Source organism: Pseudomonas putida, assembly GCF_028682455.1.
Classification (GTDB): domain Bacteria; phylum Pseudomonadota; class Gammaproteobacteria; order Pseudomonadales; family Pseudomonadaceae; genus Aquipseudomonas; species Aquipseudomonas putida_AA.
The window spans coordinates 811,434-823,698 of sequence record NZ_JANHLD010000002.1; the positions used below are offsets into that span (position 1 = coordinate 811,434).

The window sequence follows — 12,265 nt, forward strand, 5'->3', positions numbered from 1 at the left end:
TGGTTTCCTACATCGACGAATGACTGGGAGAGAACTTCAGAAGGTGTTTTGCGGCACGGATCACGGCGAGGAAAGGCTGAATAGGAGAGTTGTTGCAAATAGTTCTTAATAAGTCTAGATTCTGCATCCTCGCTGGCAGACTTCCCAAGAATAGATCAGGTGCCTCATGCAAAAACTCGGCGCAGCCAGAAGTGGTTCCCCCTTGCTTGACGTCTTCTATGACCAGCGCTCACGCCTGATCGGCCTTGCTGCACGGATCACCGGCTGCCGCAGCCATGCCGAAGACATCGTTCATGAAGCCTTCATGAAGGTCGAGGATGCCGGGGAAACCGAGCAGATCCGCTCCCAGGCGTCCTACCTCACTCGCGTGGTGCGCAACCTGTCGATCGACCATTACCGTCGTCGCCAGTTCGAGGAACGGCTCATCAGCCAGGACACCGACAGCTACGAGGCGCCGGTAGTCCATGCCGAGACACCGGAAGCCCTGGTATCGGACCAGCAACTGCTGGAGCGGGTCTCCGGCGCACTGGCCGACCTGCCCGAGCGCACCCGGTACGCATTCGAAATGTGCAGGATCCATGGCATGAAGCAGAAGGACATCGCCAAGGCCCTGGGCGTCTCCCCGCCCCTGGTCCACGCGATGATCCGCGAAGCCTTGCTGTATTGCCGGGAAAAGGCACTCTGAACACAGGCATCCCATGAGCACCTCGGGTCTGAAGGGTGGTGCGCGCCGCTCTGGGCAGCGCAATAGAGCCACTCTGGCCGGCGATATGGCTATACTGCGCGGCTCTCAATTTCACAGCCTGTCCAGATGAAAAACTTGCTTTACGCAGCAACCCTTTTGCTCGCCGTTGCCACCCCTGCCTTCGCCACTCCCCCCGCCACCTTCACCGAAGCCAAGATCGTCGCCAAACAGAAGGTCTACCTCGATCAAGCCACCAGCACGATGGGCGACCTGTACTGTGGTTGCAAATGGACGTGGGTCGGCAAGTCCGGCGGCCGGGTCGATGCCCAATCCTGTGGTTATGAAACCCGCAAGCAACAAAGCCGGGCCGAACGCACCGAGTGGGAACACATCGTGCCGGCCTGGACCTTTGGCCACCAGCGCCAGTGCTGGCAGAACGGCGGTCGGGAACAGTGCGTGGATACCGATCCGGTGTTTCGCGCCATGGAAGCCGACCTGTTCAACCTCTACCCGGCCGTGGGTGAAGTGAACGGCGACCGCAGCCATTTCAACTATGCAATGGTTACCGGCGTGGCGCCGCAATACGGCCAGTGCACCACGAAGGTGGATTTCCAGCAAAAGGCGGCCGAACCCCGGGACGAAGTGAAGGGCCTGGTTGCCAGGACCACCTTCTATATGTTCGATCGCTACCAACTGAACATGTCGCGCCAGCAACAACAGTTGCTCATGGCCTGGGACAAGCAGCACCCGGTGAGCGCCTGGGAGCGCGAGCGCAACCGACGCATTGCCGCGATCATGGGCCACGCCAATCCATTCGTCACCGGCGAACGCAACTGGACGCTGGGCTACAAGCCAGTGGGTGGCGGCGTCGCCGGTACGGGTACGGTGAAAGTGCCCAAGCAATCGGCCAAGCCAACCCTGGCCAGCGCAGAAGGCATGATCATCGGCAACCGCAACAGCCACGTGTACCACCTCTCGAGCGGCTGCCCGGGCTATTCACAGGTGTCGCCCAAGAACCAGGTCACCTTCGACTCGCAAGCACAGGCTCAGGCGGCCGGCTACCGCAAGGCAGGCAACTGCAGGTAGCGTGCTACCACTGGCGGGGGCCTGCGGGCTCCCGCCGAATCGCGATACGCCCCTACCCCACATGCATCCCGCCTTGCATCACCAGCACCCCGCCCAGTCCGATCAGGATCGACCCGCTCACGCACGGCACCAGTCGCTGGAACCCCGGTGCCGACAATGGCCCCAGCAGCAGCGAGGCGCCCAGCACGGCGGCCACGTCAGCCAGGGAAAACACCAGGTTGACGGAGGTGCCCAGCAACAGGAACTGCAACCACACCGGCGCTGCGCTGGTGGCATCGACGAACTGCGGCAGGAAGGTCAGGAAGAACAAGGCCGTTTTCGGGTTGAGCACTTCTACTACCACGCTGTCACGCAGCACCCCCGGCTCGCGGATGGCCTGCGCCGCCAGCGGCCGGCGACTGTTGACGATCATCCCACCCCCCAACCAGATCAGGTAGCCGGCGCCCGCCAGGCGTATCACATCGAACGCCATCGGCGCCGCCTGCAGCAACGCCGACAGGCCGCAGGTGGCGGCGGCGATATGCACGTAGCAGCCCAGGTGGATTCCCAGCGCGGCCTTGAGGCCCGCGCTGCGACCGTGGGCGAGGGTCTGGCTGGTCATGTACAGGATCGCAGGGCCAGGCATGCAGGCAAACGCCAGGGTGGCGATGGCAAAGGGAATCCAGAGGTGGGCAGACATTGCAGTGCGCTTCCAGTTGAGTGGAACGTAGGGTCCGGTTCTGGAAGACGCTGAAGGGGTATCGGCCGGTGAGTGGTACAAGCAGCGTGATGCCAGGGCTGCAGGTTAGGGCGGGCTCCTGGGCGAAGAAATACGGCAGTTGCCGTATTTTATCGAGCGGCTTGAAGCAGGATGCTGGCGGCCAGGGCTCAGGCGCTGGGCAAGCCGAGCCGCACCACGTAGGCCGCCAGTTCCGCGGTGTTGTGCAGGTCGAGTTTGCGCATCAGGTTTTCCCGGTGCTTGCGCACGGTCAAGGTACTGATGCACAGCTGGTCGGCAATTTCCGGACTGCTGGCGCCCTGGGCGATCAAGGCAAGGATCTGCCGTTCACGCGCCGTCAGCTCGGTGTGCGCAATCAGGTGCGCATCGGCGGCGCTGGCGCCATGGCCATCGACCACGAAGCGCACGGCGACGGCCAGGTACAGGCGATCCTGGCCGATGGCATCGAGGGCGGCGAACAGCTCCTGGCTGTCGTCGGCTTTCGAGATGTAGGCATGGACACCCGCATCGAGCACGCCGCGGATGGTGGTCAGATCGATATTGGCGGTCAGCACCAGGATCTTGAGGGCGGGAAAGTCGCGGCGCAGCTCGCGAATGAATGCCAGCCTGTTGACGCCCGGCATGCCCAGGTCGAGCAGCAACACGTCGACGAACTGCTGGCCCAGCGCGGCGAGAATCTCTTCGCTGTGGGCCGCTTCACCGACCACCTGCAGGTCGTCACGGGTCGAGAGCAGGAACTTCAGGCCGTCCCGCACGATGCTATGATCATCGGCGATCAACACCTTGAGGCGCTTAACATCCATTGTCAGTTGCTCTTCTTTGAGAGATCGCCATGCCCGAGGTTATCCAGCGCAAGTACTTTGTCGACCTGTTGTTTCGCCAGTCCTACGCGGTGTTGTTCGCCAACTTCGTCATCCCCTTGCCAGTCGCCTACATCCTGCGCCATGCGCTGCCGTCGACCTGGATCGCTGGCTGGATCCTGACGATGTATGCCCTGACGCTGTGCCGGGTCCTGCATGCAAAACGCTACTTCGCCACCACTCGCGCCCTGCCCGCCCGCTGGCACGCCTGGGGTTGGCAGGCGGCGGTGCTGTCGTGGCTGTCGAGCCTGCTCTGGGGCATGGTCGGCTGGGTCGGCTTCGCCACCGGCGATCCACAATTGCAAGCCTTTACCTGCGTGGTGCTGACAGGCCTGGTGTGCGGCGCCGTGCCGTCGCTGTCGGCCTTCCCGGCAGCCTATGCCGGCTCGCTGGTGGCCATGCTGGCGCCGGTGACTCTACAGTGTCTGTTGCGTTCCGGGGAGACCTACACCACCTATTTGTTCTTTCTCGCCTGCCTGGCCGCAGTCAACCTCTACTACAGCCGAGTGACCTACCGCACGCTGTGCGAGACCATCCGCCTGCGCCTTGAAAACGTCGAGCTGGTCGGGCGCCTGGAGCTCGAGCGCGACCGCGCCCAGGCCGCCGACCAGGCCAAGTCGCGCTTCCTTGCCGCCGCCAGCCACGACCTTCGCCAACCCATCCATGCCCTGAGCCTGTTCGTTGCCGGCCTTGCCGCGCTGGCCGAGCGTGGCGACGTGGCGGCCAGCAAGGCGCGCGACGTGGCGGCCCGGCTCGGCGCCGTCGTCGGCAACCTGGGTGGGCTGCTCAATGGCCTGCTGGACATTTCGCGCCTGGACGCGGGCGTGGTCACGGTCAACCGCGAGGCAGTGTCGGTGCAACGGCTGTTCGCCGACCTTGCCGACGAGTTCGCGCCCACGGCGCTCGCCCGCGGCCTGCGCTGGCGGGTACGACCCAGTCGGCTATGGCTCGATAGCGATCCGGTGCTGCTCAAGCGAATGCTCGACAACCTGCTGGCCAACGCCTTTCGCTACACCGAGACAGGCGGCGTGCTGCTCGGCTGTCGCCGTCGCGGCCAGCACCTTGAGATCCAGGTGGTCGACAGCGGCCCGGGTATCGCCGAGGCCTTTCGCGAACAGATATTCGATGAGTTCGTGCAGTTGCATAACCCCGAGCGCGACCGCAGCCAGGGGCTCGGCCTGGGGCTGGCGATCGTGCGTCATACCGCCCGGCTGATGGGCCACGAACTGCACATGGCCTCGGTGCCGGGCCGTGGGTCGCGCTTTTGCATTCGCGTGCCGCTCACCGCACCGGCGACTGCCCGAGGCCCCGTTCAAGCTGCGGTGCCCGGCGATGCCTTGGGGATTCTGATCGTCGATGACGACAGCACGGTACTCGAAGCCCTGACCCAGTTGCTCCAGGCCTGGGGCCACGGGGTGTACGCCGGCGTGTCGGTGCAGCAAGCCTGCGCCCGTCACGGCGAAGCGGCAGCAAACGGCCTGGCCCCGGTTCACCTGATGCTCTGCGACTTCCGCTTGCACGGCATGACTGGCCTGCAAGCGATCGACCAGGCCCGCCGCTACCTCGACAGCGATGTGCCGGCGATCATCATCACCGCCGACACGTCCAGCGCCTGCCTCGAGGCCACCGCCGACCGTGAGTTCCGCGTCCTGCAAAAGCCGCTGGATGCGGCGCTGCTGCAGGAAAGCCTCAAGGCATGCCTGGCGTGATCGCGGCACAACTCAGAAGTCGACCGTCGCCGAGAGTTGCAGGGCCCCTGGGTAGCCCGGCGAGATAGCGCCACAAGAGGCCACTCCCGACCAGTACTCGCGGTTGTGGTAATTGATGACTTATTTCAATGTTGAGTTGCTTACGAATCGCCCCGCAAGCGACAAATCGGCCCGCCACCCCGGGCTTTGCGCGGCTCGCCGCTCGAGCGTCGCAAGCGCCGCCAGCCCAGCACCGCGCCGCTGACGCTGATGAGCAACCCGCCCACGCTGAACACGATGATCAGCGCTTCACGCAACAACGGCCGCTCCAGCAACACCGGCCAGTCCCAGCTGTGCAGCAGGTTGAACAACCAGCGATAGACCCGCATGCGCTGGTCGAGTTGCTCGATCACCTCGCCGCTGTAGGGGTCGATATGCACCCAGGTACTTGCGGGGTCGTCAAAACGTACCCTGAGCATGGGCAACGGTCTACTCATATGGCCATACAGACTCTGTTCGGCCCGGGGGAAGTAGTAGAAGTCGTAGCCGGTCAGCCAGGTGAAGTTCGCGTGCGCATCCGCCTGCATGGCCAGGGCGGCGTGTTCAAGGAGCGTGCCCGCCACCTGCAGGGAAGGCTCGGCCATGCCGGCTGCCGGCAGCACCCGGCGGATGCCGTTGCGCTCATGAGCCACCAGGTACGCCACCCCTGCGGTGATCCTCCAGTCCAGTTCACGGGGCGCGAAGCCGGCCTGCTCGAAGCGCGCCAGGGCTTGCCCGGCCGACAGGGCAAACGCCTCGGGCCGCAACTCGGCGCCCTGGTAGGCGGCATGGGACAGCGTCGACTGGCTGGCGAACAGCTGCCAGGGCCGCATGGAGACCAGGCCGCTGAAGATCCAGGCGATCAGCACAAAGCCGAAAAGCAAGCCGCCGATATGGTGCCAACGGGCAAAACCGCCAGGATACGGCGAGCGCGAGCCACTGCGATAGGGCTTGGCGAAGCGCCAGCGCATCAGGCCGATCACCTGGCCCAGAATGGCGGCCAGCGTGCCGGCCAGCGACAGGTAGATGACCACATCCGCCGCCCAGTGATCGAACACGCCGCCGCGCAGCGGATACAGCCAGTGCAGCCAGGCGCCGAGCCAGTTCCAGCGGCGCTCCTGCACCGTCACATCGCGGACCACGCGGCCGTTGTGCTGCGAGATGTACAAGCGTCGCCGCTCGGCATCCGCTACCTGCACCACATGAAACGGTCGCTCGGTGTCCAGCGCCCGGGAGTGGCTCCACGCGTCTTGCTGTACCAACCCCAGGTACTGCACCGCTGCGCCGTTGGCGAATGCCTTGCCAGCGGCCAGGGCATCGGCTTCGTCCAGTGCGGCGATGCGCTGGCCATTGCGGGCATCGATGGCCACGTGGGGCTTGCCCGGATAACCCAGCAGGTAGTGCGGCGCACCGGCGATGCTGGTCAGCTTCACGCTCTGCGGCGCAGCGTGCTCGCCGCTGGCCGCAAGCGCCGTCTCCAGCCCCACGCAACACGACTTCGCCGGCAATGGCGGCAACGGTGCAAGCCGCTCGGCGGGCGTCAACTTGGGATAGCCGACATACAGCATCACCACGCCCGAGACGAACCACAGGGCCATGAACAGGCACAGGACGATCCCCAGCCAGCGGTGCCAGAGGTACAGGTAGCGTTTCACTGCAATGCGCCTTAGAACCGGGTATCCACTGCAAGCTCGAAGGTGCGCGGGGCGCCCTGATAGAACATTGCGCCGTAGGCCTGCCTGGCGTAAATCTCATCCGTCAGGTTGCGTACCCGGGCGGTGATCGCGGTGTGGCGGTCGACCTTGAAGCGAGCGAAGGCGCCATACAGCGTGTAGGCCGGCGCCTTCAGACTGTTGGCCGTGTTGGCGTACACCGTGTCGACATAGCGTGTATCCAGGCCCACCTGCCATGCCGGGTCGAGGTCATAGGTCATCCACAGGTTGGCGACCTGGTCGGGCACGTTGGTCGGCGTATTGCCCCGGCGCGATACCGGCTGGCCGGCGACGATTTCGATGAAGTCGTCGTACCGGGCATCGACATAGGCGTAGTTGCCTTCGAGCGCCAGCACCGGCGTGACGTTCAGCCGGCCGGCCAGTTCGAGGCCCCTGGAGGTTTGTCGGCCCGCTTGCAGGGTGCTGTTCGGATTGTCGGGGTCGGCGACCGAGAAGTCCTTGCGCACGATCTGGTAGGCGGCCAGGGTGGCGGCGCCCCGGCCGTCGAGAAAGTCGAACTTGGCGCCGATTTCAAACTGCTCGCCCGTGCTCAGCCGGGCATGTTGCAGGCTGGATGCCGTCGCTGTCGCCAGGGAGCCCGCGGGCGGGTCGGCCGCCGTGCTGTACTGCACGTACAGGTTGGCCGCGGGGGTCAATTCGTAGACCAGGCCGAGACGGCCGGTGAGCGGCTGCCAGGTCTCCTTGAAGTAGGCCGGGTTGCTCGGCGTGACCGTGCCGTAGTGGGTCACCTCCAGGCTCAGGTGGTCATAGCGCAAACCACTGAGCAGCGAGAGTCGCTCGGTCAGCTCGAGACGGTTTTCAAGAAACCCTGCCCAGGTGGTGACCTCGTTCTTGCGCCCCTTGTGCAGCCCGCGGTTGACCCCGGGGATCTCGCCGAACTCGCCGGGATCGAAGTGATCCGGGTCCTGGGTGTCGTACGGCAGGTCGGCAAACGCGCTGCCGGGGTACAGCCGCTGCTGGTTGAACGAAAAATCGAGGCCCCCCGTCCACTGGCTGTGCAACCCGAACAGGCTGTTGTCGTGGCGCACTTCGAAGCGGTTGCCGTTGACCTGCTGATCATGCCGTTGCAGGAACGCCGAGTAACGGCTCAGTTGGCTGTTGTCGGCGTTGTAGCGGTAGTTCTCGATATTGCGATAGTCCCGCTGGCCTGCGTACTGATACAGGGTGTTGTGCAGGCTGGTGGCGTCATCGAGCTGGTAGTCGATGATCGAGCGCAGCCAGTGCACGCGCTGCTCGTAGCGGCCGTCGGCAACGTTGTAGTTGTCGAAGCGCCGGCGCTTGTCGATTTTCATCGTGCCGCCGACCGGGTTGAGGATCGGCGAACCCCAGTAGGGGCTGTGTTCTTGCTCTTCGAGGTACTCCAGCGCCAGGGTGTGGCTGAGCCGGGGCGTCAGGTCGCTGAGCAGGGAAAACGCGGTGCTGGTCGCCTCCCGCCGGTTGCGGTCCATGTAACCGTTGCTGGCGGTGCGACTGATATCCAGGCGTGCAAAGTGACGCGGGTCGGGGCCATCGCCCAGGGCATGGTTGACCCCCAGCGCGACCTCCGAGGTGTCATGGCTGGCGTAGCGCAGGCGGGCTTGCACCGCCTGTTCCTCGCGGCTCGCCAACTTCGTGATGTAGTTGATCGAACCGCCCACGGCACCGGCACCATAGAGAAAGGTCGACGGCCCGCCAATCAGTTCGACGCGGTCATAGATCCACGCGTCCACGGGGCGCGCCGCCGCGGTGTAGCTCATGCCGATGCCGTTGTACAACTGGGTGATCTGTCCGGCGCTGAAGCCACGGTAAGACACAAAGCCGCCAAGGCCGGGGTTGGCCGAGGCGTTGACGCCGGTCAGGGTGTTGACGACGTCCTGGGTGTCCTCGGCGCCCCGCGCCTCGATGATCGCGCGGTCGGCAACGCTGACCGAGGCAGGCGTCTGGCGGGCCGTGAGCCCCAGGCGCGAGCCCGTCTGGATCGCCTCGTCGAGCACGATGCCGGTCAGCGGCGCCTCGGCTGCGGTGATGCGGGTGGCAGGCAACTGGAACAGGTCGTGTTCGGCCCAGGCCGGACTTGAGGCACCGATCATCAGTGCCAGTGTAGTAAATTTATTTTTCATTACAATTAGTTACGCAAGAATGTAAAGGTTAAACCTGAACATTGCGATCACGACGAGGTACGCGTGCAATGCCAGGCTGATAAGGAGCTTCCTGCGTCGTTCAACACTTCATGCGGCCCATCCCCGGCCAGGTAATCGGTGCGTGCGAGCGGTCGGTGCGTACCTGCAGGAGCACCTCATTGCCCTCGAACGCCAGCACAATGTGATGGACCTGCGGATGTTGCGTGGGTACCCGCTGCGCCTGGTCCACCCACTTGAACCAGGCCCACGGGCCTTCGACCTTGTGCACAAGGGTGCGACCATCGAGCAGGGTCACCTCGGCGCGAATGCCGGGGCCGAACACCTTGCCGGGCCATTGGTACACAGCCGGCACACGGGGCCCATGCCGGTAGTCCAGGCGGGTGCCGCCCAGTTCAAGGGCCAGATGCCCGATGTTCTCGCTCATGGTCAGCGCAGTGACTTCAAAGTCGATGCGGGCCTGGTTCTGGCCGCGGCGAAAAAAGGCCTTGCGCACCTGTGCGGCCGCCTCGAAAAAGCCCGGTTCCGGGTGCTCCGGCCCAAGCGCCAGTGCCGGGTCCGCCAGGCGCCAGGGGCTCGACGTGGTGTCCACCTGGCCAGCCAGGTGATGCTCGAAGTAGCGGTTGAAGACGCCATCGTCGGCAAACAGGTTGTTGAAGTCCTCAAGGGTCACGTCTACCGATGCATCCCGCACGAAGGGGTAGCGCCCCTCCAGCGCCTGGGTGCACAACGGTTGCCCTTCGGCCAGCCAACTGGCTTGCAATGACTGCGTCCGGCGTTGCTGCAGCCAGTACTCACTGGCCTCCGCGATGTCCAGCAGCAGCGGCTGCAACTGGCCGGGCACCTGTTCGATTGCATCGTTCAACCGCTGCAGCGCATCGTTGGCGGGCAGCGGTGTATTGAGCATCAGCGCTTGCTGGCTGGCCTGGATGAACTGGCCGGCGTCCTTGAGTGCTCCTTGCAGAGGCTGCGATGGCGCCGGTCCCCCCTCAGGCGCGGCGGCCCATTGGTGCAGCGCCTGGAAGTACTCGGTGACCGGGTGCAAGCCGGGGCTGTCAGCCACATCGCCCTGGCCGAGGCCCGCCAGACGCAGGCCTTGGCGCTGAGCCAGGCTCATCCAGCCGGCAGCGTCCTCGGGGTAGTCGAGCGTGGTTTGCCGGCTGGCGGCACGCAGCAGTGCGAGGAACGGCGAGTCGGGCCTGGCCAATTGCTGAAAATGGCGCGGCAGATCCTGGGCATGTTCCAGGCCTGCCACTTGCAGGTCGTCGAAAAACGACTGCCAGCTGTCAATGTAGCCACGGTGGTATCGCGCAAGTACCTCATCCCTGACGGGCCCTGTCTCCAGCGCTGTTGCCAGCCCCATCAGGCGGTGCTCCCGAGCCAGTTCGGCGATCACGAACGGCTCGAGCTTGTGGTGCAGCAGCTGGTAGCCTGCGGGGCTGAATACACCGGGAACACCGGCGGTCGGCGCCTCGCCGCTGCGCCGGGTAAACCACAGCAGGCCTTCGCTGCCGGCGCCCGAGACGATACTGAACGCCGGCAGCGGGTCCGTGGCCAGGTGCGCCAGCAACCTGTCGTACAGGCGCTGGGCCAGGGGCTGCGAAGCCAGCTGCGCGCGCACCTTGTCGATCAACACGCTGTCCAGGGCCACAGGCTGTGCCTCGGCCAGCAGCGGGCGCAGTCGCTGCAGATGCCCGTCCAGCCGCTGTCGTTGAGGCCCGCTCGATACACCTTCATGCAAATCGGCGTACCAGTCGGCCAGTGCCTGCGCGTCGAAGGGCGCTTTGCCGCCCAGCATCAGATAGAGCCCCAGGCGATGGGCCAACACCTGCTCGTCGATGTCGGCTGCACGGCGCAGGCTCGCCTCTGCAGCCTGCACCAGTTCAGGCAGCCAATGCCCTTGCAGGGCCTGGGTGTAGCGCTCGGCCGCCTCGACCTGCAGCTGTTCGCCGGCAGGCAGCCAGCGCTGCTGCAACGCCAGGCGCTCGACCTCGGCCAGCAGGTCGAGACGCCGCAAGGTGCCGTGCCCGTGGCTCGAATCGGCGGGGGTTGCCGCGCGCTCGAGCAGGGCAAGCTGAGCGTCCAGTTGCTCGAAGCCACGCAGTTGCCCGCGGTGCTCGGCGACCAGCGCCACGCACGCCGCCAGCGCAACCAACCAGGCCAGCTGGAAGGCCTGCGCTCGACACCAGGACAAGCCGCGACGTAGCGGTGCACGCAAAGGCCCCTGCCGTCGACAGGCCTGCAACGCCCGCATCAGGGCCGGCGATGACACGCCATCGGTCGAGGGCTGCACAGTGAAGCGAATGGATTGCACGCCAACCTGCGCTACTCCGCGCTCCTGGGCAAAGGCCGCTTGAAGAAAGCCCTGCAGGGTCACCCCGAAGCCATGCCACATCGGCGCGAAACCGTACAACCGGGAGCGCACCTGGACATCAGGCTCCAGTTGCAGGCGTTCGAGCAGCGCAGCGTCATCGCAGGCGACCAACCCGTCCATGCGTTGCACCAGTGCGGCCAGTGCGCGCCGATTGCCGGATGCCGGTGCACACCCGACGATCAGCTCACGCTGCAGGGCAGACAATGCCGTGGTGTACCCGGGCAACTGCTCGCAGCCGGTGACCACCACCTGCACCGGCAACCCATTGCCAAATCGTTGGGCCAGCTCTTCGAAACGCCGGCACAGGGTCATCGCCAAAGTTTCCCGTGCCGGCGCTTTCATTCGCAGCAGCTGCCTGGCGTCCAGCACCAGTGCCACGCCGCGCAGCGGGCGGGCGTGACGGTTTTTTGCCCGAATGCCATCGAGCAGTGCCCGCCACAACCGCGCATCCTCGCCCTGGGACTGCAGCGCAAGCCTGGCGCTGGCATCGAACACGGCAATGCCTTCGAGCGTCAGGTAGTGCACGTCATACGCGTCGGCCGGGCCCAGGCCCAGTAACTGGCGCTTGTTCACCGCGTAAGGGCCGATCAGCAAAAACGTCGGCAGCCGGCGTGGCGCGTGCCTGGCATGCGCGCACAACTGTTCGTGTACCGCGAGCTCGCGGGCCGAGGGCGGCGACGCTGGCGCAGTGGCGTCCTGCGCCTCGGTTGCCCGCTGTTCCAGGCGCTGGCGCAACGCTGCCGCGCGGGCGCGCAGCCAGCGGCGCACCATCAGCACCCCGAACAACGCCAGCCCGCCACCCAGCACACCACGCGACGTGATACTGGCCAACGGGTGGTAGCCATCGACTGCCAGGCGCGGACCATGCCCGGCGATCAGGTAGACCATCACTGCCAGGAGCAGCAACAACAACGTACGCAGCAGCAATTTCAGGGCGCGTGGGCGCATGGCAACATCCGCATTCA

The 12,265-nt window shown here is 65.3% G+C and carries 8 protein-coding genes and 1 pseudogene; 3 read left to right on the forward strand and 6 right to left on the reverse strand.

Annotated elements, in window-relative coordinates:
* The first annotated feature begins 166 nt into the window (after positions 1 to 166).
* The gene (locus NPS58_RS14215) at positions 167 to 685 is read left to right on the forward strand and encodes an RNA polymerase factor sigma-70 (RefSeq protein WP_274115986.1); all 519 of its coding nucleotides are present in this window, start codon (positions 167 to 169) and stop codon (positions 683 to 685) included.
* 126 nt (positions 686 to 811) lie between these two features.
* Positions 812 to 1,771, forward strand: coding sequence for an endonuclease (locus NPS58_RS14220; protein WP_274115987.1), 960 nt, complete (start codon positions 812 to 814; stop codon positions 1,769 to 1,771).
* Between the two features lie 52 nt (positions 1,772 to 1,823).
* Here the strand turns inward: NPS58_RS14220 and NPS58_RS14225 are convergent, their stop codons facing one another.
* Together NPS58_RS14225 and NPS58_RS14230 are read right to left on the reverse strand one after the other, a co-directional pair.
* Entirely contained in the window at positions 1,824 to 2,450 is a 627-nt protein-coding gene (locus tag NPS58_RS14225; RefSeq protein WP_274115988.1) for a LysE family translocator, read from the reverse strand.
* A 188-nt stretch (positions 2,451 to 2,638) separates the two neighbouring features.
* Positions 2,639 to 3,292: a response regulator gene (locus NPS58_RS14230; RefSeq protein WP_274115989.1), complete on the reverse strand. Its 654-nt coding sequence runs from the start codon at positions 3,290 to 3,292 to the stop codon at positions 2,639 to 2,641.
* A gap of 29 nt (positions 3,293 to 3,321) precedes the next feature.
* On the opposite strand from NPS58_RS14230, the gene NPS58_RS14235 reads away from it, so the two are divergent.
* A complete protein-coding gene (locus NPS58_RS14235; protein ID WP_274115990.1) occupies positions 3,322 to 5,058 on the forward strand; it encodes a hybrid sensor histidine kinase/response regulator in 1,737 nt (578 codons plus the stop codon).
* Between the two features lie 12 nt (positions 5,059 to 5,070).
* On the opposite strand, the pseudogene NPS58_RS29640 reads toward NPS58_RS14235, so the two are convergent.
* The 4 genes and pseudogenes from NPS58_RS29640 to NPS58_RS14250 all read right to left on the reverse strand — a co-directional run.
* Positions 5,071 to 5,178, reverse strand: a pseudogene (locus NPS58_RS29640) (ferric siderophore receptor protein); the annotation flags it as partial.
* A gap of 20 nt (positions 5,179 to 5,198) precedes the next feature.
* Complete coding sequence (locus NPS58_RS14240; RefSeq protein WP_274115991.1) at positions 5,199 to 6,731, reverse strand: PepSY domain-containing protein; 1,533 nt, start codon at positions 6,729 to 6,731, stop codon at positions 5,199 to 5,201.
* Positions 6,732 to 6,742: 11 nt separating this feature from the next.
* Positions 6,743 to 8,908, reverse strand: coding sequence for a TonB-dependent receptor (locus NPS58_RS14245; protein WP_274115992.1), 2,166 nt, complete (start codon positions 8,906 to 8,908; stop codon positions 6,743 to 6,745).
* 100 nt (positions 8,909 to 9,008) lie between these two features.
* A complete protein-coding gene (locus tag NPS58_RS14250) occupies positions 9,009 to 12,248 on the reverse strand; it encodes an ImcF-related family protein (protein ID WP_274115993.1) in 3,240 nt (1,079 codons plus the stop codon).
* Positions 12,249 to 12,265: the final 17 nt, after the last annotated feature.